This is a genomic window from Arthrobacter sp. AD-310, from assembly GCF_054656615.1.
The window spans coordinates 171,005-193,381 of sequence record NZ_BAAHNO010000008.1 but is presented as its reverse complement, the minus strand read 5'-3'; the positions used below and the strand labels follow the sequence as shown (position 1 = coordinate 193,381).

25 protein-coding genes and 1 rRNA gene are annotated in these 22,377 nt (G+C 67.2%); 11 read left to right on the top strand and 15 right to left on the bottom strand.

The features are described 5' to 3' along the window. From ACYQ1Z_RS05760 to ACYQ1Z_RS05750, 3 genes are all read right to left on the bottom strand, one after another. A 16S ribosomal RNA gene (locus ACYQ1Z_RS05760) occupies window positions 1-62 on the bottom strand; the annotation flags it as partial. A gap of 568 nt (window positions 63-630) precedes the next feature. After that, on the bottom strand, window positions 631-1,503 hold the full coding sequence (locus ACYQ1Z_RS05755) for an alpha/beta hydrolase (RefSeq protein ID WP_459791538.1): 873 nt from the start codon (window positions 1,501-1,503) through the stop codon (window positions 631-633). Window positions 1,504-1,506: 3 nt separating this feature from the next. Beyond that, window positions 1,507-1,773 (bottom strand): hypothetical protein, encoded by a 267-nt coding sequence (locus tag ACYQ1Z_RS05750; RefSeq protein WP_459791537.1) that lies wholly within the window; start codon window positions 1,771-1,773, stop codon window positions 1,507-1,509. A gap of 187 nt (window positions 1,774-1,960) precedes the next feature. Here ACYQ1Z_RS05750 and ACYQ1Z_RS05745 point away from each other — a divergent pair, with 187 nt between their 5' ends. After that, window positions 1,961-2,407, top strand: coding sequence for a MarR family winged helix-turn-helix transcriptional regulator (locus ACYQ1Z_RS05745; RefSeq protein ID WP_459791536.1), 447 nt, complete (start codon window positions 1,961-1,963; stop codon window positions 2,405-2,407). Then, entirely contained in the window at window positions 2,404-3,663 is a 1,260-nt protein-coding gene (locus tag ACYQ1Z_RS05740; RefSeq protein WP_459791535.1) for an MFS transporter, read from the top strand. The genes ACYQ1Z_RS05745 and ACYQ1Z_RS05740 overlap by 4 nt, the downstream gene beginning before the upstream one ends. 208 nt (window positions 3,664-3,871) lie before the next feature. Here ACYQ1Z_RS05740 and ACYQ1Z_RS05735 read toward each other — a convergent pair whose 3' ends face one another. Further along, complete coding sequence (locus tag ACYQ1Z_RS05735) at window positions 3,872-4,264, bottom strand: VOC family protein (protein WP_459791534.1); 393 nt, start codon at window positions 4,262-4,264, stop codon at window positions 3,872-3,874. Between the two features lie 217 nt (window positions 4,265-4,481). Between ACYQ1Z_RS05735 and ACYQ1Z_RS05730 the strand changes: the two genes are divergently transcribed. Then, on the top strand, window positions 4,482-4,874 hold the full coding sequence (locus tag ACYQ1Z_RS05730; RefSeq protein ID WP_459791533.1) for a DUF1801 domain-containing protein: 393 nt from the start codon (window positions 4,482-4,484) through the stop codon (window positions 4,872-4,874). Window positions 4,875-4,905: 31 nt separating this feature from the next. Here ACYQ1Z_RS05730 and ACYQ1Z_RS05725 read toward each other — a convergent pair whose 3' ends face one another. From ACYQ1Z_RS05725 to ACYQ1Z_RS05690, 8 genes are all read right to left on the bottom strand, one after another. Next, window positions 4,906-5,229, bottom strand: a complete 324-nt coding sequence (locus tag ACYQ1Z_RS05725; RefSeq protein WP_459791532.1) for a hypothetical protein — start codon at window positions 5,227-5,229, stop codon at window positions 4,906-4,908. A gap of 24 nt (window positions 5,230-5,253) precedes the next feature. Continuing rightward, a complete protein-coding gene (locus tag ACYQ1Z_RS05720; protein ID WP_459791531.1) occupies window positions 5,254-5,829 on the bottom strand; it encodes a dihydrofolate reductase family protein in 576 nt (191 codons plus the stop codon). Between the two features lie 5 nt (window positions 5,830-5,834). Then, window positions 5,835-6,179, bottom strand: coding sequence for an iron chaperone (locus tag ACYQ1Z_RS05715; protein ID WP_459791530.1), 345 nt, complete (start codon window positions 6,177-6,179; stop codon window positions 5,835-5,837). 10 nt (window positions 6,180-6,189) lie between these two features. Next, window positions 6,190-6,660, bottom strand: coding sequence for an SRPBCC family protein (locus ACYQ1Z_RS05710; RefSeq protein ID WP_459791529.1), 471 nt, complete (start codon window positions 6,658-6,660; stop codon window positions 6,190-6,192). A gap of 64 nt (window positions 6,661-6,724) precedes the next feature. Further along, entirely contained in the window at window positions 6,725-7,639 is a 915-nt protein-coding gene (locus ACYQ1Z_RS05705; RefSeq protein WP_459791528.1) for a 2-hydroxyacid dehydrogenase, read from the bottom strand. Window positions 7,640-7,723: 84 nt separating this feature from the next. After that, a complete protein-coding gene (locus ACYQ1Z_RS05700; RefSeq protein ID WP_459791527.1) occupies window positions 7,724-8,503 on the bottom strand; it encodes a carbon-nitrogen hydrolase family protein in 780 nt (259 codons plus the stop codon). Between the two features lie 79 nt (window positions 8,504-8,582). After that, on the bottom strand, window positions 8,583-9,932 hold the full coding sequence (locus tag ACYQ1Z_RS05695) for an APC family permease (RefSeq protein WP_459791526.1): 1,350 nt from the start codon (window positions 9,930-9,932) through the stop codon (window positions 8,583-8,585). A 9-nt stretch (window positions 9,933-9,941) separates the two neighbouring features. Next, window positions 9,942-10,820, bottom strand: a complete 879-nt coding sequence (locus ACYQ1Z_RS05690) for a carbon-nitrogen hydrolase family protein (RefSeq protein ID WP_459791525.1) — start codon at window positions 10,818-10,820, stop codon at window positions 9,942-9,944. 97 nt (window positions 10,821-10,917) lie between these two features. On the opposite strand from ACYQ1Z_RS05690, the gene ACYQ1Z_RS05685 reads away from it, so the two are divergent. The 5 genes from ACYQ1Z_RS05685 to ACYQ1Z_RS05665 all read left to right on the top strand — a co-directional run bounded on the left by ACYQ1Z_RS05685 (window position 10,918) and on the right by ACYQ1Z_RS05665 (window position 15,322). Beyond that, window positions 10,918-11,661 carry a FadR/GntR family transcriptional regulator gene (locus ACYQ1Z_RS05685; RefSeq protein WP_459791524.1) on the top strand — a complete coding sequence of 248 codons (744 nt, stop codon included), beginning with the start codon at window positions 10,918-10,920 and terminating at the stop codon, window positions 11,659-11,661. 114 nt (window positions 11,662-11,775) lie between these two features. After that, the gene (locus tag ACYQ1Z_RS05680; RefSeq protein ID WP_459791523.1) at window positions 11,776-13,044 is read left to right on the top strand and encodes an MFS transporter; all 1,269 of its coding nucleotides are present in this window, start codon (window positions 11,776-11,778) and stop codon (window positions 13,042-13,044) included. 120 nt (window positions 13,045-13,164) lie between these two features. Next, window positions 13,165-13,839 carry a hypothetical protein gene (locus ACYQ1Z_RS05675; RefSeq protein ID WP_459791522.1) on the top strand — a complete coding sequence of 225 codons (675 nt, stop codon included), beginning with the start codon at window positions 13,165-13,167 and terminating at the stop codon, window positions 13,837-13,839. Window positions 13,840-13,934: 95 nt separating this feature from the next. Further along, window positions 13,935-14,483, top strand: coding sequence for an RNA polymerase sigma factor (locus ACYQ1Z_RS05670; protein WP_459791521.1), 549 nt, complete (start codon window positions 13,935-13,937; stop codon window positions 14,481-14,483). Beyond that, window positions 14,480-15,322 (top strand): hypothetical protein, encoded by an 843-nt coding sequence (locus tag ACYQ1Z_RS05665; RefSeq protein ID WP_459791520.1) that lies wholly within the window; start codon window positions 14,480-14,482, stop codon window positions 15,320-15,322. Before ACYQ1Z_RS05670 ends, ACYQ1Z_RS05665 begins: the two co-directional genes overlap by 4 nt. 39 nt (window positions 15,323-15,361) lie before the next feature. Here the strand turns inward: ACYQ1Z_RS05665 and ACYQ1Z_RS05660 are convergent, their stop codons facing one another. After that, window positions 15,362-15,895 carry a hypothetical protein gene (locus ACYQ1Z_RS05660; protein WP_459791519.1) on the bottom strand — a complete coding sequence of 178 codons (534 nt, stop codon included), beginning with the start codon at window positions 15,893-15,895 and terminating at the stop codon, window positions 15,362-15,364. A gap of 420 nt (window positions 15,896-16,315) precedes the next feature. Here ACYQ1Z_RS05660 and ACYQ1Z_RS05655 point away from each other — a divergent pair, with 420 nt between their 5' ends. The 3 genes from ACYQ1Z_RS05655 (at window position 16,316) to ACYQ1Z_RS05645 (ending at window position 19,845) form a co-directional block, all read left to right on the top strand. Beyond that, on the top strand, window positions 16,316-17,746 hold the full coding sequence (locus ACYQ1Z_RS05655; RefSeq protein ID WP_459791518.1) for an FAD-binding oxidoreductase: 1,431 nt from the start codon (window positions 16,316-16,318) through the stop codon (window positions 17,744-17,746). A 69-nt stretch (window positions 17,747-17,815) separates the two neighbouring features. Further along, window positions 17,816-19,051, top strand: a complete 1,236-nt coding sequence (locus ACYQ1Z_RS05650) for a mechanosensitive ion channel family protein (RefSeq protein WP_459791517.1) — start codon at window positions 17,816-17,818, stop codon at window positions 19,049-19,051. A gap of 41 nt (window positions 19,052-19,092) precedes the next feature. Then, entirely contained in the window at window positions 19,093-19,845 is a 753-nt protein-coding gene (locus ACYQ1Z_RS05645; RefSeq protein ID WP_459791547.1) for an ArsR/SmtB family transcription factor, read from the top strand. 27 nt (window positions 19,846-19,872) lie between these two features. On the opposite strand, the gene ACYQ1Z_RS05640 is transcribed toward ACYQ1Z_RS05645, so the two are convergent. Continuing rightward, on the bottom strand, window positions 19,873-21,234 hold the full coding sequence (locus ACYQ1Z_RS05640) for an MFS transporter (RefSeq protein ID WP_459791516.1): 1,362 nt from the start codon (window positions 21,232-21,234) through the stop codon (window positions 19,873-19,875). Between the two features lie 85 nt (window positions 21,235-21,319). Beyond that, window positions 21,320-22,237 carry a serine hydrolase gene (locus ACYQ1Z_RS05635; protein ID WP_459791515.1) on the bottom strand — a complete coding sequence of 306 codons (918 nt, stop codon included), beginning with the start codon at window positions 22,235-22,237 and terminating at the stop codon, window positions 21,320-21,322. Window positions 22,238-22,377 lie beyond the last annotated feature (140 nt).

Sequence of the window (22,377 nt, the reverse complement as noted above, 5' to 3'; positions counted from 1 at the left end):
ACTTGCATGTGTTAAGCACGCCGCCAGCGTTCATCCTGAGCCAGGATCAAACTCTCCGTTGAAAACGAAACAACCAGGCAGATGGAAATAACACCCACCCCAGCTGCAAATTTGAAACCAGCTAAAAACACCAAACCACACCACAGGGGCGGCATAGCCTGGCAATTTCAACCAATAAAATAATTGGTATCAACAAACTTGGCACACTATTGAGTTCTCAAACAACAGACACACCCGGCACCACCCAAACCAACGTTCAGGATCGCTCCGGAGCAACTTTTCAAACTTACCCGACCACCCGCCCCGACGCAAATCCATCTCTCAGGATTCCCATCAACGGAAGATCGTCCCCCACCACTTCCCGGCGCCCTAAAGAGCAACCAGATTCTGGCTAAGTTTTCGGGGTTTTGGCCACCCGCGGTGATCAGTTCTTCACTGTCTCCCCCGCGGCGACTCAGAAAACAATACACGCCCCCGCACCCCACCGCAACTCACCCCAACCAACAATCAAAACCCCGTAAACACGCGGCAAAACAGGCCACGGAGGCACCCCAGGCGCTTCCCGCCGTCGAAAGTTATCCCTGTGGGCTGCAGCACACGGCGAGCACGCCCCAACCGTTGGGCGGAAGCTTAACCGTCGGCCGCCCAGCCCACCTTAGCCAGCCACCCTTGGAGGAGCGGCAGGACAACCGAGCTCTGCATGGCTCCCAGGTGGTCCAACCCGGGGAGCACCTCCACGTCCCAGCCGGCTCCGGCCAGTTCGCTTTCGCGCGCGGCGAGCGGCTCCCCGATCCGCACCCGGACGCCGCCCCACTGCGGTGAGTAATCGATATTGTCCGCAGCCCCCGCGAAGGCAAGTCGCGGCAGCCCTGCTGGGAGCGGGGCCGTGGCATCGTCGAAGTCCTGCAGGGCTTCGTAGAGGGTGAGGAACTGGCGGGTTTGGTCGGGGGTTGTCCGGAGGGTGGCCGTATCCCAGTCGCCGGGCTCAGCCTCCGGCGCCGGCACCACGTCCGCGGACAGGGCACGCATCGATGCCTCATGGGCCGCCCGGGTGACAGCCAGCATGCTCGCATAGGGCCCGTCGAGCGGCGGAAATCCGCCCATCACCAGCGCCGCCAGCCGGTTTGTCCGGATGGCCAGCTGGAGGCCGCACAACGCCAGCCACGAGTATCCGTAGTAGGCGAAGGTTTCCGCCCCGGCTGCGTCGGCGATGGCCAGTAGATCTGCGGCGACGTTGTCCGGTGTCAGTGTGGCGGGGGCCGGGTAAGCCATGCGGTGCGCCTCGTAGTCCACCGCGATGACACGGTTGGTTTCGCTCAGCCCGTTCATCAGGTTAGGCCCCAGGTCCGGGTCCCCTCCCCACTGCCGCAGGCTTTCGGCTTCCTCGGGTGAGTGCGCGGCTAGAGGCAGCGGCAGCAGGAGGGCCGGGCCGCTGCCACGGAGGATGACGGGAATGGTACTTCCGTCGTGGAGGACAGCGGCAGGCGTTGCTGGCGCGGCCATTGCCTACTCCCCCATTCCAGGATGAACGGGAACAAAGTCGATCCTGTTACCGGGGTTTTTCCGGCCGGCGGGCGCCCGGTCGAACCCTTTCGCATCCAGATGGTTCTTGGCACGGTACTCCGCGAGCGCTGCATCGTAGGCGTTGTTGAGCGTCCTGCCGGAGAATTCTCCGGTGCTGCCATCGGTGAAGCTGATCCTGATCCGAACACTCGCGGGGTAGTGCCGGTTCATCCGAATGAATCCTTCTGCGTCCTGGTGGAGAGTAATCATCGGCCTGCTTTCGTTTGCGTCCGGACAAACTCAAGTGTGGCGCACCGGGATGGCGCCGGGCAGCAGCGGAGGGCTGGGGTGCCGGCTTGCTCACAATCCCTTGCCCGGAGCAACAAACCGGGAGCATAATCGTTAGCAGAACTAATTAGCACTGCTAACGATTACCGCAGGAGGCGCACCCGCCCATATGACCGCCACCCGAACAGCAAGGACAACAAGCACAGACACTCTCGCCATCGACCTCCGCACCGCCGTGATGCGCACCTCGCGCCGGCTCCGCGTCGAGGCCACCGGTGAAGTCATCACCCCCGGCCAGTACACCGTCCTCGCGGTCCTCAACAGCCACGGCCCCAGCACCCTCCGCGCCCTTGCCGAAAGCGAGCACGTGCAGGCCCCGTCCATGACCCGCATCGTCAACGCCCTCGCCGACCAGGGCTTCGTGACGAGGTCGGCCCATCCCGACGACGGCCGCCAGGTCCGCATCGACATCACCGACGCCGGCAGGGACGTCCTCGCGGAGGCAAGGGAACAGCGCACGGCGTGGCTGGCGCAGCGCGTGGCCTTGCTCAGCGAGGAGGACCGGGAGATCCTCAGCCGGGCCGCCCGCATCATGCAGGAAATGAGCGGCAAATGAGCGCCATGTTCCGTGCCCTCGAAAACCGCAACTACCGCATCTGGGCCGGTGGCGCCCTGGTGTCCAACATCGGCACGTGGATGCAGCGGATCGCCCAGGACTGGCTGGTCCTGACGGTCCTCACCAACCACGACGGCGCCGCCGTCGGCATCACCACGGGTTTGCAGTTCCTGCCAATGCTGCTGCTCGGCCCGTACGGCGGCGTCCTGGCAGACCGCTACCGCAAACGCATCATCCTCCTCTGGACCCAACTGGCCATGGGCCTGACCGGCCTGGCGATCGGGCTGCTGGTGGTCACCGGCACCGCCCAGCTCTGGCACGCCTACCTGGCCGCCCTCTGCCTTGGCCTCGCCAGCGCCATTGACGCACCTGCACGCCAGGCGTTCGTCTCCGAACTGGTGGGCCAGGAGAACATTTCCAACGCCGTCGCCCTGAACTCGGCGTCCTTCAACACCGCCCGCCTGACCGGCCCGGCAGTCGCCGGCGTCCTGATCGCCTGGGTGGGCACCGGCCCGGTGTTCCTGCTCAACGCGGCCAGCTACGCCGGCGTCATCATCTCGCTGTTCCTCATCCGCACCGCGGAACTCGTCCCGTCCGTGAAGGCGCAGCGCGGCAAACACCAGGTGGCAGAGGGCCTGGGTTACGTGCGGCGGCGGCCCGACCTGGTGCTCATCCTGGTTTTGGTGGGCATCCTGGGGGCGTTCGGCATGAACTTCCCCATCACCAACGCGCTGATGGCCACCACCGAATTCCACGCCGGGCCCGGCGAGTTCGGACTGCTCGGTTCCATCATGGCCGTCGGCACCCTCGCCGGGGCGCTTCTCGCGGCCCGCAGGTCAGGTCCCCGGTTGCGGTTCCTCCTGGGCGGGGCGCTGGGACTGGGGATCTTCACCCTCGCAGCCAGCCTGTCGCCGTCGTTCTGGCTCTACGCCGCGGTGCTGGTGCCGGTGGGGCTGGCCTCCATCACGTTCCTCAACAGCTGCAATACCAGCATCCAGCTCTCCGTGGAGCCCCGGTTCCGCGGCCGTGTGCTGGCGCTCTACCTGGCCATCCTGCAGGGCGGCACCGCCGTGGGCGCGCCACTGATGGGCTGGATCGGCAGCGAGTTCGGTGCCCGATGGTCCGTGGCGGTGGGCGGCATCGTGGTCCTGCTGGCCGGCCTGGCCGCGGTTATTGTGGTCAGCCGGCGGAGCCAGCTCGGCTTCCGCGGAGCCCTGCGGATTGCCTTCAGCGGCAGGCGCGCGCCGGCCATCTGAGTCCGCAGTCCGCACAAAACCGGCCCTTACCCGCATAACCGGCGCTGCCCGGCACCGGTCATGCGAGTAAGCACCGGTCATGCGGGTAAGGGCCGGTCTCAAGCAAAGCACGACGGCGGCGCCGGACTTCCGCGTCCCCGTACCTTTGGCGGGGCTGCTTCGGGGCGGCGCGCGCCGTCGTCGTACTTCCCAGGTGTTGGCCCCAGGCTTACATGCCCGGCGGCAGGGAGGAAAGGTTCAGGATGTTACCCTCGCTGTCCAGGAACCAGGCGCCCTTCCCCATGCCTTCCAGTTCGGCGATGCCGTTCTCGGTCTTGAGCCCGGGCTGGTCGTAGTCCTCGAAGACGACGCCGCGGCTGCGCAGTTCCTCGGCTTCGCGGTCAAAGTCCCTGGTCGCCCAACCCATTTGGGTGTTCTTGGCAGAACCTGCATTGTCGGTTTGGTAGAGCAGGAAGCTGGTTCCGTTCCCGCAGGTGTAGATCAGGCTGTCCTCGCCTAACTCCTGCGTGGGTTCGAGGCCCAGCTTGTCGCGGTAGAACTCCCGGGCGCGGTTGATGTCCTTCGCCGGCAGCACGGCCATAACGGCCAAATCCTTGAGCATGGCAAACTCCTTCGTCACGATTTTTGATGGCGATGCTCTCCCCCTGCGGCGGCGGGCCGTGACCGGCGGGCCGCGTAGCCACCCTTGCGCCGACTGCCGGGGCGGCCACCTGGGACCCTTGTCCGCTGCGCCAGCCATCATCAGCGCGGGGATCCCCGAAGCTTACGAAGCCATTATGGAACCGATCCAGCGCCGGGGAAATAGGGGAAAATATGGCATGGACTACGTCAAGGATCCCCGCGTTGACCAGTACATCGATGCCCTTCCGCCGTGGCAGCAGGCCGTGTGCCGGGAGGTCCGGGAGCTGGCCCACGCCGCCGACCCGGAACTGGAGGAAACCATCAAGCGGACCGTCCAGCCATACTTTGTGCTGCACGGCAACGTGTGCGCGCTCCTCGCCGCGAAGGACCACGTCAACGTGTTCCTGTACGACGGCGGGCTGGCGCCGGACCCGCACCACATCATCACCGCCGGGCACGGCAACAAAACCGGCCGGATGATTTCGTATTACGAGGGCGATGAGATCAACCGGGAGGCCCTGCTGGAGCTGTTCCGCTCGATCATCGCCGACAACCGCGCCGGCGGCTGGCGGAAGCTCAAGGGCACCTGAGCGCCGGGAAACCCTGGGCTGGGTGTCCCGGCTACTTCCGGGCTGCGGTGATCGCCCGCCGCACCGCGGCCCCGGTCACGGCCACCAGCGGGACCAGGCACGCCAGGGTGGCGATGGTGTTGGGCCGGAACACCGTCCGCCCGTTGTTGGAGGTGTAGACGCCAAGCGGGATCACGGTTCCTCCACCGCCCCCGCCGGAACCGCCCTGCCCGGATTCACTGCCGCCGCCGAAGCCGAACGACACCAGAGCCACCGGCACGACCTCCTGGCCGCCGAGGTTGACGGGCTCGCCGTAGGCCCGGGAGACGGCGAAGTTCCGGAAAGCGTCTACAAGGGATTCGAAAGTATCAGCCATGGGTTCAGCCTAGGCCCAACACCCTCAGGATGCTGCTGGCGCAACCCGCTCGTACCGCAGCAGCACCACGCCGTTGCCGAAAACCCTCGTCTCCGCCAGGGTCAGGTCCGTCTTGAAATCGGGTGAATCCAGCACGCGCCGCCCCTCGCCCACCACCACCGGATGGACGTAGAAGCGGAATTCATCAATCAGGCCGTGGCGCAGGAAGGTCGCGGCAAGGTCCGCGCCGCTCATCACCAGGTCGCCGCCGGCCTGCGCCTTCAGTTCGCGGATCTGCTCGGGTACGACGTCGGCCAGCACCGTGGTGTTCCACGGCGCCTCCGTCAGGGTGCGGGAAAAGACGAACTTCGGCATGTTCCGCCAGATGCCGGCGAACTCCCTTTCGGCCGGGCTGCTGTCCGGGTTTTGGTCCGCTTCAGGCCAGTACCCGGCCATCAGCTCATGGGTGACCCGTCCCGCGATGAACCCGCCCATCGCCGCGAGCTCATCGTTCATGTGCTGGTGCAGCTCCTCATCCACCAGGTGCCAGCTGATGTCCCTGCCCGGCCCCTCGAAGAAACCGTCCACCGAAACTCCGTTTTGCAGGATGATCTTCCGCATTGCCCCTACTTCCTGATTTCCGCCTGCCGCAGCCTGACAATGTCCTCCACCACGCCGTCAGGCAAGGGATGGCCGGCGGTGAAGCGGATGGTCCCCTTGGACAGTGAGTAGCCGTCCAGCCGGCCCGCCACTGCATCGATGACGGCGGGTGAGAACGGGAAGAGCGAGAGGTGCTTGGCGGTTGCCACCACACCCACAAGGGGCTTGCCGTCCAGTTTCAGGGCCGGCATGCCGTAGCTCATTCCCTCCGTGGCCTCGGGGACAAGCGTTCGGGCAATGCCGATGACGTGCTGGAGGCAGCTTCGGTCCGGTTCGGGCAGGTCCGCGAGCGCGTCGTCCACAGTTCCCACGGCGTTGCCCTCAGCTTTTCCTGGCTGCGACGGTGGCGGCCAGGGATTTAAGCCCCCGCTCGAAATCGGCCCCCACCAGCTTGTCCATGTTCATGAAGAGGGAGAACAGTTTGGCCGCGACGCCCTTGTTCTCGCCGGTCATGGTCCAGGCGACCTCGGTGCCGCCGGGCGCCGGGGTGAACGTGAAGGTGGTGGGGTTCAGTGCCTTGAAGGGCTTGGTGAATTCGAGCCGGATCCCGATGCGGCTGGCAGGCACTGACTCGATGATCTGCATGGTGCCGCTGCCGGCCTTGCGGTTGCCGCTCCACTCATAACCCGCCCCCACCCCTGCGTCGGGGCCGAAGTAGCGCCGGCTCATGCCGGGATCCACAGCCTCCCACGGGGACCACGCCGTCCACTCGTGGAAGTTGTTGACCAGGGGAAAGATCTCTTCCTGGGCGGCCGGGATGACAGCGGTGCGGCGGACTTCGTAAGTGGACATGGCCCCAGCATAGAAGCAGGGGACACGCCTGGATAGGTTCCAGGCGTGTCCCCTCAACGCGGGGTCAGCGGAGGACGACGTTGACGGGTTCCCGGCCTTCGAGCAGCAGTCCGATCTGCTTGCGGATCAGGCGGACCATGCGAGGGAACATCGCCGAGCTGGCGCCGCCGACGTGCGGGGTGATCAGCACGCCGGGGGTGGTCCAGAGCGGGTGGTCGGCGGGCAGCGGTTCCGGGTCGGTGACGTCCAAGGCAGCGCGCAACCGTCCCGACGACGTCTCGGCCACGAGTGCGTCGGTGTCAGCCACCGGGCCGCGGGCCACGTTCACCAGCAGGGCACCGTCCGGCATGGCGGCCAGGAACTTGGCGTCCACCAGCTTCCGGGTTGCCTCACCCAAGGGGACGCTGACCACCACGATCTCGTGCAGGGGCAGCTGCTCGTACAGAGCGTCGATCCCAAGGACGCTCCGGCCGGCTTCTTCACGCGCCCGGCTGGCCATCCGGGTGACCTCAGTTTCGAACGGCAGCAGCCGGGCTTCGATGGCCTTGCCCACTCCCCCGTATCCGACCAGCAGCACGCGCCGGTCGGCGAGGCTGGGCCGCTGGGTGTTGTCCCAGGTCCCGGACGCCTGGTTGCGGACGAAGTCCGGGAGCCCGCGCTGGGACGCGATCATCATGCCCACGGCGAGCTCCGCCGTCGACGTCTCATGGACGCCCGCCGCGTTGGCGAAAACGCAACCGGCGGGCAGGACGTCCGCGACGCCGTCGTACCCGATGGACTGGCTCTGCACCAGCCCCACGTCAACGCCCTCGAGCGCGGACAGCGCGGACGGCTTTCCCATGTAGCCGGGCACCAGCAGGTCCAGCCTGCCCTCCGGCGCCGGGCCGGCCAGGTCCCAGAGGACAAAGTCGACGCCGTCCGTCGGCTCCAGCGCCTCCAGCAGCTCCTGGCCGGGCAGGCACACGCGCAGCCGGCTCATGCGGCCACCATCAGTTTTTCGTCGGAATCCATGAGGGCGATCTTAGTGCGGCGCAGCGGGTCCGGACCGGAGCAAGGGCTTCCGCTACAGCCTGCGTTGCCGGAACATCGGGAACTGTTCACGTACCCGGACAATGGTTTCCGGCAAGACCTCAACAGTCCGGACCCCGGGTTCCAGCCCCAGGTCCGCCTCGGTGACGCCCATGGGATCCACCAGGACGCTCCGGCCCACGGAGACCGGCGGCGCCTGGCAGACCCCTGCCACGTAGACGCTGTTCTCGATCGCCCGGGCGGCGTTGAGGGCAAGCCACTGTTCCGTCTTGTGCGTGCCCGGCACCCAGGACGAGGGGACCAGCAGCACCTGCGCGCCGGCGTCGGCCAATGCCCGGGCAAGTTCGGGGAACCGCAGGTCGTAGCAGGTCAGCAGCCCGAAGCGGATGCCGCCGCACTCGAAGACCACGGGTTCCAGGGACGGGCCGGGCGCGATGAACCGCGACTCGTCGAAGCCTTGCGCGTCGAATAGGTGGATCTTCCGGTAGGAAGCCAGCAGGCCGCCGTCGGGCCCGAACGCCGCCAGCGTGTTATACGCCTTGCCCGGTTCAGGAGACACTTCCACCACGCCCGCCACCAGCGCGATGCGGTGGCGGGCGGCCGTGGCGGCGAGCTGCCGGCAGACGGGGCCGTCGAGCGGTTCGGCCACGGCCGGGAACGTCGCGTCCACGGTTTTCTTCTCGTAGGTGGCGTACTCCGGGAAGGCCACGAGGGCGGCACCGTCACGGGCGGCGGCGGCCGCGAACCGGTCGATGGCAGCGAGGTTCGCCGCTATGTCGCTGCCGGACGCCAACTGCCCGAGCGCTATCTCCACGCCTGTCCTTCCCGTTGGACGCCTGGTACCAGTGCCCAGGCGTCCGTTCTTTGGGCGGCCGTTCCTTAGGCTGCTGTTCCTAGGCTGCCGCTTCGACGGTGGCCTTCTCTGTCGTCGTCATTTCCGGCGGTGCCGCGCGGAAGCCCCGGGTGATCAGCGCCAGGACCACCGCGCCCAGCACCAGCCAGGAGATTCCCAGCGTAATGGCGTTGCCGTCCAGTTGGGAGAGCAGGTACGCGCAGACGGCGGCACCGATGGCGGGGACCACGACGTAGGACAGCGGGTTCAGCATGGCACCGGCGCGGCGCTGGCGGAGGTAGTGGCAGACCACCGAGACGTTGACCAGTGTGAAGGCCGTAAACGCACCGAAGTTGATGAAGGACGTGGAAGTGGCGACGTCCAGGAACAGGGCGATCAGGCCGACGGCTCCGGTGACGACGAGGTTGAGCACGGGGGTGTGGAACTTCCCGTTGAGCCGGCCGAAGACGGCCTTCGGCAGGACGGAGTCGCGGCCCATCGCATACAGCAGGCGGGAGGCGCTGGCCTGCGCGGCGAGGCCGGAGGCGAACTGGGCCACCACCAGGCCGGCCAGGAACACGGCGCCAAACAGCTGGCCGCCGATCTGCAGGGCGATGGAGCTTGCCGCGGACGCGGAGTCCTCGAACACACCGCCGGGGTGGACCAGTTGGGTGACGTAGGAGACGGCCACGAAGATGCCGCCGCCGATCAGGGCGATGAGCATGATGGCGCGGGGCACGTTGCGGCGCGGGTTGACGGTTTCTTCGGTGAGTGTGGTGACGGCGTCGAAACCAAGGAACGAGTAGGCGGCGATCGCGGCACCGGCGGAGATTGTGGCGAAGCTGGAGGTGTCATTGAAGAACGGGTGCGTGCTGGCCAGGCCGCCGGCACCGGAGGTGGACACCACGTTCCCGATGGCCAGCGCCACGAAGAACACGATGACCAGCAGCTGGAACGCCATGAGGAGGTAGTTGGCTTTGTCCGCCACTTTGATGCCCAGGATGTTCAGGACCGTGGTGACAAGGATGAACCCGACGATCCAGACGCCGATGGGCACGCCGGGGAACTGGGCGCTCAGGTAGGACCCGCCGATCAGCCAGATGACCATGGGGAGGAAGAGGTAGTCGAGCAGGACCGCCCAGCCCACCAGGAACCCCACACGGGAGTCGATGGTGCGGCGGACGTACGTGTAGGCGGAGCCGGCTACCGGGTAGGCGATCGCCATCCGACCGTAGCTGTGGGCAGTAAAGAGCATCGCCACCATGGCCACCAGGTAGGCGGACGGGGTGGCGCCGCCGGTGGTTTCGGCGATCAGGCCGAAGATGGCCAGGACGATCAGCGGCGTCAGGTACGCCAGGCCGAACAGCACCAGGGACGGAAGTTTCAGGGTTCGGGTGAGTTGTGTGGTCACGGGGCTTCCTTAGGGCTTGTAGGACGGCGGTGTCCAGGTGGCCGGATTGATCCGGCCTTGGTAAACGGGAAGTTCGACGGCGGCCTCGCCCTCCCGGAACTGGGACCAGGGGCGGTTGAGGTTCTCGGTGCCGTGCGTGCGGACATGCTCGACGGCGGCCAGGTCCAGGTCCGCGGTCAGCAGGGCGGGTGCATCGTCCGCGGCCTCGGCGAGGGTGTTGCCCTCGGGATCCACGATGATGCTGCGGCCCATGCCGGTGGGGCCTGCGCAGTTGACGCTGACCATAAACACCTGGTTCACGATGGCGTTGGCCTTGGCGAGTACCAGTTCCTGGTGCCGGTCCGGGGTGGTGGTCTTGACGACGTTGAGGATCACGTCGGCGCCCATCCAGGCGAGCTGGCGGGACACCTCCGGATACCAGGCGTCGTAGCAGATGTTCAGGCCCACCCGCCCGAGGCCGGGCAGGTCCACGGTGGTGAACCGGTCGCCGGGATCGTAGGGCTCGAAGGGGCGCCAGGGGAAGATCTTCCGGTAGAAGCCGGCCAGCTCCCCCGCCGGGGACAGGACAAGCTGGGTATTGAACAGCTGGCCTTCGGGCCCGCGCTCGCAGACGCTGCCGGGGACCAGCCAGACGCCCAGGTCCGCGGCCAGCTCGCGGAGTTCCTTGACCCGCGGCCCGTCCAGCGGTTCGGCGGAGGCCTGCAGGATTTCGGTGCGCTGCAGGTCCGGGTTTGAGTCGCCGAACAGGTGGAGCTCGGGGAAGACGACCATCTTGCTGTCGGGTTTGGTGCCCAGGGCGGCCTGGACCTCGGCAGCGAAGGCGGACACGGGTTCACCGATGAGCCGGGGCGGGGCCTGGACAGCAGTGAGCGGAAGGATGCGTTGCATGGGTTGTCTCCACGGGACGGGATGTGATCTGGACAATATTAGATCAGAATGATCACTTAAATGGAAGTGGCCGGGATTGGCCCGTAAAGTAGCGGACATGACCCCTTCCGCGGAGGAGACCTCCGGTATCGGCGCAGGCGTGCTGACCGGCATGGACCGGCGCAGCGCCATTGATGCCGTGCGCCTGCGGATCGGGATGGCCATCTCCCTGGGCCTGCTGCAGCCGGGCGAGCGGCTGCCGGACCAGGAGGACGTGGCACTGGGCCTCTCGGTCAGCCCCATCACCGCCCGCCGCGCGCTGGCCAGCCTCGCCGAGCAGGGTGTGCTGGTCCGCCGCCGCGGCCGGGTGGGCGGAACGTTCGTCGCGGACGATCCGCCGCGGGACGTGCTGGCCGAACTCTCGGCCTCGCCCGCCGAATCCCAGGCCGTGAACCGGCTGGTGGACCGGCGGCTGCTGTTCGAGTGCGCGGTCACCCACTACGCCGCCGTGAACGCCACCCCGGAGCAGCTGGATGAGCTGGAACGGCTCACGCGGGACATGGCCGCAGCGGCGAACTGGTCCGACTACCACCAGTCGGACGAACGGTTCCACCAGCTGGTGGGTGACGCGTCCGGCCTGGGGACCGCCGTCGGGGTTTACCACCAGACCCTCGCCGAGCTGTACGACTACTTCATCCCCTACCCCATCGACCTGCTGCACAAGTCCAACCAGGACCACATCGAGCTCGTCAAAGCCCTGCGGAGCGGTGACGTACAGGCAGCAGTGGAGGTGTCCCGGCGGCACGTGGACATCCTGCACCGGACGATGTTTATGGGCCTCGCAGGCAGCGCCGGAACATAGGTCCGCAACGTCTTGTCATGTCCGTGACAAGTGGCCTGATCCTGTAAATTTAAAGGAGGAATTGCTGGCCAGCGAGCGGCGTTCCACCTCTCCCCTTGAATGGATCACTTTCCCGTGCCTCCCGCCTTTGCCGCGCCCGCCCCTGCCCGCTTCCCGTACGCCGCGATGGCCATCCTGGCCACCATTGCGTTCACCGCCATCACCACCGAGCTCCTCCCGTCCGGCCTGCTCCCCCAGATCAGCACAGGCCTGAACGTGTCCGAACCGGTGGCCGGCTACCTCGCCGCCGCCTATGCCGCCGTCATTGTGGTCACGGTTGTGCCGGCGGCCCGCCTGCTGGCCCGGATCCCGCGGCACACGCTGCTGGTCAGCCTGGTCCTGACCTTCGCCCTGAGCAACGCCTGGGTGGGGCTGGCCCCGGACTTTACGACGGCGATGATCGCCCGGATGGTGGGCGGCCTGGCACACGGGCTGCTCTGGACCACCATGGCGCCGTTCGTCACGCGCGTGGTTCCGGCGGACAAGGTGGGCAAGGCCCTTGCGATTGTGTTCAGCGGCAACAGCCTGGGACTCGCGATCGGCGCACCGGTGGGCACTGCGCTGGGCGGCATCCTCGGCTGGCGGGCAGCGTTCCTGGTCCTCGCCGGGTTCGGCCTGGTCCTGACAGTACTGGCCTTCTTCCTGCTCCCCCGGGTGCAGCGCATCTCCGACGCCGCCCGCCCGTCACTCCGGCGTGCCGTGGCCGAACCGGGAGTCAAGGCCGTGGCCACCGCATGGCCGCTGCTTGTCCTGGCGCACTTCGCCCTGTTCACCTACATCGCCCCCTTCATCCGCGAAGCCTCCCTGCCCGACTACGCCATCAGCCTCTCCCTCACGGTGCTCGGCGCCTCCGGCCTCCTGGGCATCTGGGTGGCAGGCCTCACCGTTGATTCGCATCCCCGGCGTTCGCTGCTGATCACGACGGCGGCAATCGCCGCGTCGATGGCCCTGCTGCCCCTGGTGGTGGGCAACCTCGTCCTGGCCCTGGTGCTGATGACCGTCTGGGGCGCCGGCCTGGGTGCCATCGGCATCTACAACCAGTCCGCTATCCTCCGCGCAGGCGGCGAATACAAGGAAGCCGCCAACGGGCTCACGGTGCTCACCATCCAGCTCGGCATCACGGTCGGGGCGCTGTACGGCTCCGGCGCCCTGGTGGTCGGCGGCCCGCTGCTGGTTCCCGTGGCCGCGGCGCTTCCGGTGGCCGCGGCGCTGGTGATCACCCTTGCAGGCAAGCGGCACGCGTACCCGCCCGGACCGCGCGAGCAGGTTTGGCTGGAGCCCCGCCCGGTGGCCGTTGAGACAACAGGACGGGACGGCGCCCAGCTGGACGACCCGGCAATATGACAAAAAAGTCAAAAAGTTTCCCTTAACCCGTAACCTGCGTGACCGGATTTTCGATTCAATAGGTGCGGAGAGAAAACCGCAGTTGATTGCAATCCATAAAATTCGTCAACGGAGGATCTCATGTCCCTTTTCACTCTGTCCGGCAGGAAGCTGGCCGTAACCGCGCTCGCCGCAGGAGCTTTGGCGGTGGGCGGAACGGGGGCCATCGCGGTTTCGTCGCCGGGCGGCCCGGCAGCGTTCGTCGCGGAAAACGAGCCGTCCGCGAGCCCGACGGCCACCGAAACGGAGTCGCCGTCACCGGAGCCGACTCCAACCGAAACCGAAACGGAATCACCGGAGCCCACTCCCACGGAGACCGAAACCGAGTCCCCGGAGCCGACTCCGACCGATACCGAAACCGCCACACCCGAACCGACGCCGACGGAAACCGGGGACCCCACCTCACCGGCGTCGGTTCCCGTGGGACCTGACGCCACGGGACCGGCAGCTGTGGGCTTGTGCAACGCCTACGCCCATGGCGGCCTGAACGAAACGTCCACGGCCTTTGCGGCCCTGGCCGAGGCAGCCGGCGGTGAGAGCGGCATCGAGGACTACTGCGCAACCGTCCCGGCTCCGGAGGATGACGCCGACGACACCGAGGCACCGGATGAGGAGGCACCTGAGGAGGAGACGCCAACCGGACAGCAGGGCGAGGAACGCGATGGCCAGGTAGCCGGCCAGGGCGCGCCCAACGGTCCGCAGTCTGACAATGCCGGCAAGCAGTCCGCCGGCCAGCCCGGCCGCGGACAGCGGTAGGCACTCAGCAGGTAACGGCGGCCGTGCCGGGGCGGCGACCTCCCGGCACGGCACCATCGGCAGGTGCAGCCACGGCAGCTGCTGCAGGGGGACGGATGCAGGAAGTCAAGGACGATCACGTCGGGCCCGGCCGGGCCGATGAGGGCGCCTTTTGTGCTGTCTACCGCGAACTCGCGCCAGCTGTCCTGGGTTACCTCCGGGCACGCGACGTGGAAGATCCGGAGGCCATGACGCAGGACGTCTTCCTGGCCCTATACCCCCAGCTTCGAGCTGTCCAGGGCGGGGCCAGGGGCATCAAGTCCCTGGTGTTCTCCATTGCGCACGCCCGCTACGTGGACGAGCACCGGCGCCGGGTGAAAGCTCCGGCCACCGTCGGCTACATTCCGGAAGCAGATCCGAGATGCTGCGAGTCGGCCGAAGAAGTGCTGCTGACGGCGGAGAGCACTGAGGACGTGAAGACACTGCTCGGGACGCTGCAGCACGACCAGCAGGAGGTACTGGCCCTGCGGATCGTTGCCGACCTGTCCCTGGAAGCTACCTCGGAAATCATGGGCAAAAGCCCGGGCGCCATCAAACAGCTGCAGCGGCGGGCCTTGTGCCGGCTCCGCAAACTGCGTCCCGCCTGGAAGGAAGGTGCATCGTGACCAGCGACCGCAAAGGTACTTGGCCGGAGCCGTCCGACGACGAACGTTGCGTGGACGCACTGCTCGCCGAAAGCGGCTTCCCGGCTGACGAGCGGCTGCGGCAGGTATTGCTGCAATTGCGCGGCCTGCGGAACTGCCACGTTCCGCCACCCTCCGCCGAACTGGCCCGACTGCTGGAACATGCTGAGGCAAGCGGCGTGGTTCCGCTTGCGGGAGAGTCCGACAGGCGGCGAAAAAGGCACCGCATAGCGTTCACCACCCTTGCCGTCGCCGCTTCGCTGGGTGTGGCCGGAGGCGCCGCGGCGGGGAACGACACGATCCGCAGGGGCGCTGAGGCAACCATCAGCACCATCGTCCGGTCATTCACCCATCCTGCACCGGCTCCGCAGGCACCATCGGAGCCTGCGACGGCACCCGTTGGGCCCGCCGCCGTCGTGCCCTCTCCGGACATGGCGGAACCGCCGGCCTCCAGCACTGTTGCAACCGGGACCGCGCCGCTGCCCGCCGGCATACCAGCGACCGCGCTTCCGGCTGACCCCGTGCCCGGTGCATCCGTGCCTGACGTTTCCGCACCCCCGCCTCCCCCAACCGCCAGGGCCTCCGATGCCGGGGGAGACAGATCCGCAGTTGTCCCCGGGGACGGCGGAAACGCACCTGAACCCCCGGCCGCCCCGCCGGCCGGCCCGCCTCCGGCACAGCCGCCGCGGGCGGACGACGGGGATGGTGCCGGGAAGGACGTTAACGTCGATGACTCCGCCGGGAACGGCAGTACCGCGGCGGGCCGGGAAGACGTGGCCAACCCTCAGCACCCAGCAGAACCGCCGTCGTGGGGACGATGAAGCAGGCATCGAGGGCCGGCATCGGCGGCGCGTTCAGGCTCAGCTCAGAGCGGCACAAATATCGGTGGTGCGTCCCGATGCAGTCAGCGATTCCAATGTGTTGGAGCCATCAGCGCTCAGTGTGTAGACAGCCCGCCCTTGGTAGAGGGTCGCTGCCGGTCCCGCGGGCGTGTCCGTAGGAAAGAGGATGATGGCAAAAGCACCGCGATCAACAACATCCTGCCTGCCGTCCTCGCGTGTGACGGTTGTCCGCGAAAAACCTGTGGGTTTGAGGACCAGCTCCTTGTCATTCTCCGGGTTCGAGAAGGTCAGGGCGTAACCCTGGCCGGCGATGAGGACGCGAGAAACCTCGCCGCTACGGTCGTAAAAGGTCCTGATTGGCGATTGGGAGCCCGTTGCCTCGATACCGAGGGGGAATTCAGCGCAGCCTTGCCCTTCCGGAACCTCGAAGACAAAATCCTCCAGTGGCGGATCCACTGTGGGGGGCACAGCCGTGGCCGCCGTTGGCACGGCCAGGATGGCTGCTGCAAGGAGGGTGGCAGGGGTGAAACGACGGATCGCAGTTAAGCGCATGGTGTCCTCCAAGGGGAACGGCAGCCACCCGGGCTGCCGGCAGAACCAGCGGGACACCCGGAAGGCGCCCCAGGAATGCCGTGAGCAGTCAACGGCGGTACGGCGTTCAGCGACCGGATTCTGCCCCCCGCAACCAAGCCCAAACGCAGCGCCGAAACAACAACTACCTCAGGATCCCCCTGCACCGCAGAGCATACTCAGCGCCCCCGCGGAGTCAACACTCGTTTAGCCGTGTAGATGCAGGGCGGACATAAGGGGTACCCGTATCTCCTTTTAGGGGGACACCATCATTGACCGGGGTAGCATGCAGCCGGATACTAGGACTGCCGCCACTGCACGCGCCGGTTTCCAGCGCGCTCTTCAAGCTAAAACACGGGCTGGAACTGCGAGGATCCAGCCCTTATCCAGCGGAGTCGGATCATGGACACAACCGAGCGGGACCAGCGGGAAGCCCAGACAGCCAGGGAACTGGAAGACCTGCGGCACCGGATCACCGGAACCCTGCTGGAACCACATGATTCCGGTTACGAGGACGCCCGCAGGATCTGGAATGGCATGCATGACCTGCGCCCCAGAGCCGTTGTCCGGGCGGGTTCAGTCGCCGACATCGGTCCCGTGCTCGCAGCAGCCCGGGACACCGGCCTGGTGTTGGCCGTCAGGGGCGGCGGACACAACGTTGCCGGACACGGCAGCGTGGAAGGCGGCCTGGTCCTCGACCTGAGCCAGCTGCGCGATGTCGCCGTGGATCCCGTCACCCGCCTGGTCAGCGTGGAACCGGGGGCAACACTTGCGGACGTGGACCGGGCTACCGCGGAACACGGCTTGGCCGTACCCATCGGCGTCATCAGCGCTACGGGCGTTGCTGGCCTGACGCTGGGCGGCGGTGTGGGCTGGCTGACCCGGAGCAACGGCCTGGCACTGGACAACCTGATCTCCGCCCACGTAGTCACGGCGGCCGGTGAGCACCTGCGCGCCAGCGAGCACGAGAACCCGGACCTGTTCTGGGGCCTGCGGGGCGGCGGCGGGAACTTTGGCGTGGTCTCCGGTTTCACGTTCCGGGCCCGCCAGCTGCCGTACCCCGTGCTGGGTGCCAACCTGTTCTACGCCCCGGGGCAATGGAAGACGGCTTTGGCCGGCTTCGAGACGTGGACCCGTGACCTGCCCGACGAGATGAACCCGATCATCACTTTCGTGGTCCTGCCCCCGGAGTTTGACATGGGTGATGACACCTGGATGATCATCGGCTGCGCCTGGGCCGGCGCGGACCACCAGCCAGGCCTGGAGCTGATCGATCGGCTGCGCAAAATCGCCCCGCCGGATGAGGAGGAATTGGGTTCCACGTCCTGGCTGGAGTGGCAGAGCGCGATGGACAGCCTGTTCCCCACGGGGTCACGGGGCTACTGGAAGAACGTCTCCTTCTCCCGCCTGGACCAGGAGGTCATCGATGTGGTGACAGGCTTCGCCTCGGAGGTGAACTGGCAGGGCACGGGGATCGACATCCATCTGATGGGTGGAGCTTTCGGCAGGGTTCCGGAAGAAGCTACCGCCTACCCCAGCCGGTCCTCGCGGTTCCTCATGAACGTGTACGGCTTCTGGGCCGCGGCCGACGACGACGCGCGCCTGACCGCTTTCGCCCGGGACGCGCACGCACGGATGCAGCCGTTCGCTGACGAAGGCGAGTACCTGAACTTCCTCGGCAGTGAAGCACGGCCGGATCCGGAGGCTGCCCGCCGGACCTACGGACAGGACAAGTACGAAAGACTCATCGAACTCAAGCAGCGTTACGACCCCACCAACCTTTTCAGCCGGAACCACAACATCGTGCCGCGCCAGCCGCAGGCAGCCACGTAGGGAGCACCTGACACGCCATGGCCCGGGGCGATTTCGGACGCCAGGGCACCGCTTGATAGTCGTTAAAGGATGCAAGACCTACTTCATCCCGCCATGCCCTTCCTCGCTGTAACACTGGCAGTGGCCGCCGGCCTGGTGCTGTCGTGGCTGCTCCGCAAAATCGTCCTCCGGCTCAACCGCAGGCGTCCCGAGCTGCACGCAACCTCGCGCGTCGCCCGGAAGCCGCTGCGTTTGGCACTGTGCCTGGTGGGCGTCCGCGCCGCGCTGGGACTCACGGCCGGGGCCGAAAGCTGGCACGCCGTCGTCGACCATTTCCTGCTGATCGCCCTCATCGGATCGCTCGCCTGGCTGGTGATCGCCATCCTGCTGATCATCGAGGCCGTGGTCCTCACCCGGCACAGCGTGGACGTGGCGGACAACCGGCGTGCCCGGCGGCTGCGGACCCAGATGATCCTGGCGCGGCGCATCGCCGTGGCCTTGGTGGCGGTGCTCGCCGTCGGATCCGTGATGCTGACCTTTCCTGCCATCCAGGCGCTGGGCGCGGGTCTGCTCGCCTCCGCGGGCGTGATCTCGATCGTGGCCGGCCTGGCCGCGCAGACCTCACTGGTCAACGTCTTCGCCGGCATGCAGCTCGCGTTCACGGACGCCATCCGGGTGGACGACGTGGTGGTGGTGCAGAAGGAATGGGGACGGATCGAAGAGATCACGTTGACGTACGTGGTGGTCCACATCTGGGACGACCGGCGCCTCATCCTGCCGTCCACCTACTTCACCACCACCCCGTTCGAGAACTGGACGCGCCGCCAGTCGGAAGTGATGGGCACCGTGGAGTTCGATCTCGACTGGCGTGCCCCCGTGGAGGACATGCGCGCCGAGCTGCGCCGCGTCCTGGCCGGCACCGAACTGTGGGACGAGCGGGTGGGCGTCCTGCAGGTCACCGACGCCACCGGAGGTTTTGTCCGCGTCCGCATCCTGGTCAGCGCCGCCGACAGCGCGGCCCTCTTCGACCTGCGCTGCCTGGTCCGCGAAACCATGGTCACCTTCCTGCAGCAGGGACACCCGCAGGCACTGCCGCACCAGCGCTGGGAACGGGCAGCCGCCGACGCCGGCAGCACCAGCCAGCGGCCGGCACCGCTGCGGGGGTTGAGTTCGCCCGCTGCCGCCGGGACCAGGCTTCCCGCGGACCCGCACGAGTCGCAGCTGTTCACCGGCTCCATCGAGGCCGTGGAGCGGTCGCGAGCCTTCACCGGGCCGGGCGATGAGGTGTTCGAGGACCGCGACCGGAACCTCGCTTCGAGGAACTGAACCCTTGATATGTGACCATACGGTCACATATCATTGAAGGCATGGACGAGGTGTTCAAGGCACTCGCCGACCCCACCCGCCGCGACCTGCTGGACGAGCTGTTCCGCGAGGACGGCCAGACCCTGAGTGCTCTTGAATCACGGTTCGATATGACCCGGTTCGGGATCGCCAAGCACCTCCGCATCCTTGAGGACGCGGGGCTGGTGGTGGCCCGCCGCCGGGGACGGGAAAAGCTGCACTTCCTGAACCCTGTACCCATCCGGCTGGTCCATGACCGCTGGGTGAGCAGATACGCAGAACCATGGGCCGCTGCCCTCAGCGACCTCAAATCCAGATTGGAAAGTCCCATGGAGAAAATCTTCGAGATCTACATCAAGACCACACCGGAGCGGTTGTGGGAGGCCATCACGGACAGCGGCATCCGCAGCAAATACCAGTTCGGCAACACCTTCGAGGCCGAGTGGACCCCGGGCGGGCGGGTCGTGATGAACAACGTGAAGGCCGGCGAACCGCTGGCGGAAGGCGAAATCCTCGAGATCGACCGGCCCCGCCGGCTCGTCCAGACCATGCGTGCGCTGTGGGGCGAGGACGTCAAAGCCGAGGGCACCTCCACCGTCACCTGGGAGATCGAACCCGTGGGGGATTCCTGCCACCTCACCGTCACGCACAGCGACCTCCGGGAAGGCGCCAACGACCAGCTCTACGGCGGCTGGCCGATGATCCTGTCCGGCCTGAAGACCTGGCTGGAGACCGGTGAGAAGCTCACCACCCCCGGTTCCCTGATGTACACCTAGGTCCCGGTCGGGCGGGCCGGGCAGGGATCAGGCCGGGCGCTGCCGCCACAGCAGGCTGACGCCGAAAGTCACCAGGCACAGCGCCAGCATGGCCAGGACCATCCGGGCCCAGCTCCCCTGGTCCACGCCGGCCGCCGCGAAAACGCCGATCATCACGGTGGCGGTAATCGCCCCGACATACCGGCAGGTCTGGTAGATCCCGGCCGCGACGCCCCGCTCCTGCGGCCGGGTGGAGACGAACATGCCCTGGTTCGTGGCGATGCCCACCGTCCCGTACGGCACACCCATCAGCGCGGTCATCACCACCACCAGCGGGACGGCCAGGGTCCCGGTCAGCAGCCACATGAGGGCGGCCACCATGGTGAGGAGCACGACGCCGGCGAGCAGCACGCGCCGCACGCCGAACCTTCCCATCGCCCTGACTGCCCAGGGGGTTGCGGCCACCGACATGGCGGCGAGCGGCAGCATCAGCAGGCCGACGACGCCGGGGTCGTAGCCGCCGGCCTCCTGCAGCAGCTGCGGCAGCCCAAAGAACACGAAGTAGTAGACGCTGCTGAACACCGCGAACGCGAGGTACACCAGCAGCAGCGGCCGGTTGCGGCCGAGGAGCCGCAGGTCCAGGAACGGCCGGTTGAACCGCAGCTCGCGCCACGCGAACAGGGCCGCGATCGCCGTTCCGGCGGCCAGCATCAACCAGCGGTAACCGGGCGCGACGTTCAGCGCGGCCATCATCACCAGCAGCAGCGCGGCCACGAACGCGACGATGCCGGGGATGTCCGAGTCGCGCAGCAGCCGGGCCACGCTCCCCCGCTCGCGCACCTCGTCCGGCGGCGCCGCCTGCCGCACTATCAGCAGCGCGGCCAGCGCCAGCGGCACGTTGATGAGGAACAGCGCCTCCCAGCCCACCAGGCCCACCAGCAGACCGCCAATCACAGGCCCGACGGCGGCGGCGGACGTGTTCGCCATCTGGAGCCTGCCGAGCGGGCGGGCTGCCTCCACACCGGCTCGGTGCGCGATGGCACCCACCATCACCACGGCGCTGGGATATGCCGTGGCGGTGCCGAGTGCCATGACGGCCCGGGCGACGCAGAGCAGCGCGAAGTTCGGGGCGAACGGTGCAAGTGCGCAGGTGGCGGCCACCAGGGCCATGCCGAGCATAAACATCCGGCGCGGCCCGAACCGGTCCGCCAGCCTCCCCATTACCGGCTGGCCGGCGGCGGAGGCGAGGTAGAAGGACGTCACCACCCAGGTGACGGCCGCGACGTCGAGCCCGAAGTCGGCGCGCAGCACCACCAGGGCGACGGCGATCATGGAGGAGTTCAGGGGGTTCAGCGCCGTGCCCAGGCTGAGGCCTGCGACGGCCAGGGCAGTCCGGGGGTTGTTGCTCACGGTAACAGTCTGGTGCACGGCGCTGCCCGGAGGCGATCTTTGTGACCCGGCGCGGCTGGTTCCCGGGCGGACTTGGCCGCCGCTGCTACTTCCCGGCGCGGGTCAGGGTGAACAGTTCGTCCTCGATGGCACCGGTGAGTTCCCTGATCAGCCCGGCCTGGTCCTCCCCTTCGTTGCCGTCGGGATTCTCGGTGTAGATGACCAGTGCGAACGTGGACCCCCGGTAGGTCAGGAGTCCGGCGTCGTGGAGTTCCCCGCCGATCTCGCCGTACTTGTGGTGCACATCCACACCGGCCCGGGACCCTGCGGGGATCAGGTCGTCGTTGTTCGTGTCCTGCATGTAGCCCAGCAGTTCGGCGGTGTGCTCCTGGTTGAGGAGGTTCCCGGCGTATAGCTGTTTGAGGACCAATGCCATGTCGGCCGGAGCCAGCAGGTTCTCTTCCGGATCGTAGGAAATGCCGATCGACGCGGCGTAGTCGATAAGCCGGGGGTAGCCGATGGCGTCCATGAGCAGCAGCCAGGAATCGTTGTTGCTCTGGTTGACCATGGCTTCCATCTGGAAAGCGGCGTCATAGTCGCCCATGGGGTCATCGAGGCTGGCCTCCCCGGTCTCCACGAGGTGGTAGTACGCGGCCGCGGTGATGATCTTGGCGGTGCTGGCAGCGGTGAAAACGTCCGTGTCCCCGAATGTTTTTGCGGCGTCGCCGGACACGTCGGCGAGGGCCACCCCGATGCGGTAGTCCCCGGCGTCGTCCAGGATTGATCCGATCGTGTCCTCGAGCGAGTCCGGGGCCTCGGCGACCGGCGCTGCCGCCACGGTGGGCCGCGGCAGTTCGGTGACGGCGGCGGGCTGTGAGCGGACCGCCGCGAGGACCACCGTGGCCACCAGGACCAGGGCAACGGTGACAGCCAGCAGGGCCAGCCTGCGCCGGGCGTGCCCGGCGGGAGGGACCTGTCGGGTTTCCCGCTGTTCTTCCCGCGGCTCCACTGGGTGCACCGGCATTCGGGCTCCGTTCACATCTCAACAACCATTGGCAGCATCGGCCCGCCCCAGCGTGCGGCCGATGTGATGCCGATTAGATCACCGAAGGTTGGGAGCTCCCTGAATGGCGCCCGGGTGTGTCACCGCGGGCGCTCGGGGAT

Coding starts and splice junctions, on each gene's coding strand:
- ACYQ1Z_RS05755 (WP_459791538.1), bottom strand. CDS start 1,503: ATGGCCGCGCCAGCAACGCCTGCCGCTGTCCTCCACGACGGAAGTACC.
- ACYQ1Z_RS05750 (WP_459791537.1), bottom strand. CDS start 1,773: ATGATTACTCTCCACCAGGACGCAGAAGGATTCATTCGGATGAACCGG.
- ACYQ1Z_RS05745 (WP_459791536.1), top strand. CDS start 1,961: ATGACCGCCACCCGAACAGCAAGGACAACAAGCACAGACACTCTCGCC.
- ACYQ1Z_RS05740 (WP_459791535.1), top strand. CDS start 2,404: ATGAGCGCCATGTTCCGTGCCCTCGAAAACCGCAACTACCGCATCTGG.
- ACYQ1Z_RS05735 (WP_459791534.1), bottom strand. CDS start 4,264: ATGCTCAAGGATTTGGCCGTTATGGCCGTGCTGCCGGCGAAGGACATC.
- ACYQ1Z_RS05730 (WP_459791533.1), top strand. CDS start 4,482: ATGGACTACGTCAAGGATCCCCGCGTTGACCAGTACATCGATGCCCTT.
- ACYQ1Z_RS05725 (WP_459791532.1), bottom strand. CDS start 5,229: ATGGCTGATACTTTCGAATCCCTTGTAGACGCTTTCCGGAACTTCGCC.
- ACYQ1Z_RS05720 (WP_459791531.1), bottom strand. CDS start 5,829: ATGCGGAAGATCATCCTGCAAAACGGAGTTTCGGTGGACGGTTTCTTC.
- ACYQ1Z_RS05710 (WP_459791529.1), bottom strand. CDS start 6,660: ATGTCCACTTACGAAGTCCGCCGCACCGCTGTCATCCCGGCCGCCCAG.
- ACYQ1Z_RS05705 (WP_459791528.1), bottom strand. CDS start 7,639: ATGAGCCGGCTGCGCGTGTGCCTGCCCGGCCAGGAGCTGCTGGAGGCG.
- ACYQ1Z_RS05690 (WP_459791525.1), bottom strand. CDS start 10,820: ATGCAACGCATCCTTCCGCTCACTGCTGTCCAGGCCCCGCCCCGGCTC.
- ACYQ1Z_RS05685 (WP_459791524.1), top strand. CDS start 10,918: ATGACCCCTTCCGCGGAGGAGACCTCCGGTATCGGCGCAGGCGTGCTG.
- ACYQ1Z_RS05675 (WP_459791522.1), top strand. CDS start 13,165: ATGTCCCTTTTCACTCTGTCCGGCAGGAAGCTGGCCGTAACCGCGCTC.
- ACYQ1Z_RS05670 (WP_459791521.1), top strand. CDS start 13,935: ATGCAGGAAGTCAAGGACGATCACGTCGGGCCCGGCCGGGCCGATGAG.
- ACYQ1Z_RS05660 (WP_459791519.1), bottom strand. CDS start 15,895: ATGCGCTTAACTGCGATCCGTCGTTTCACCCCTGCCACCCTCCTTGCA.
- ACYQ1Z_RS05655 (WP_459791518.1), top strand. CDS start 16,316: ATGGACACAACCGAGCGGGACCAGCGGGAAGCCCAGACAGCCAGGGAA.
- ACYQ1Z_RS05650 (WP_459791517.1), top strand. CDS start 17,816: ATGCAAGACCTACTTCATCCCGCCATGCCCTTCCTCGCTGTAACACTG.
- ACYQ1Z_RS05645 (WP_459791547.1), top strand. CDS start 19,093: ATGGACGAGGTGTTCAAGGCACTCGCCGACCCCACCCGCCGCGACCTG.
- ACYQ1Z_RS05635 (WP_459791515.1), bottom strand. CDS start 22,237: ATGCCGGTGCACCCAGTGGAGCCGCGGGAAGAACAGCGGGAAACCCGA.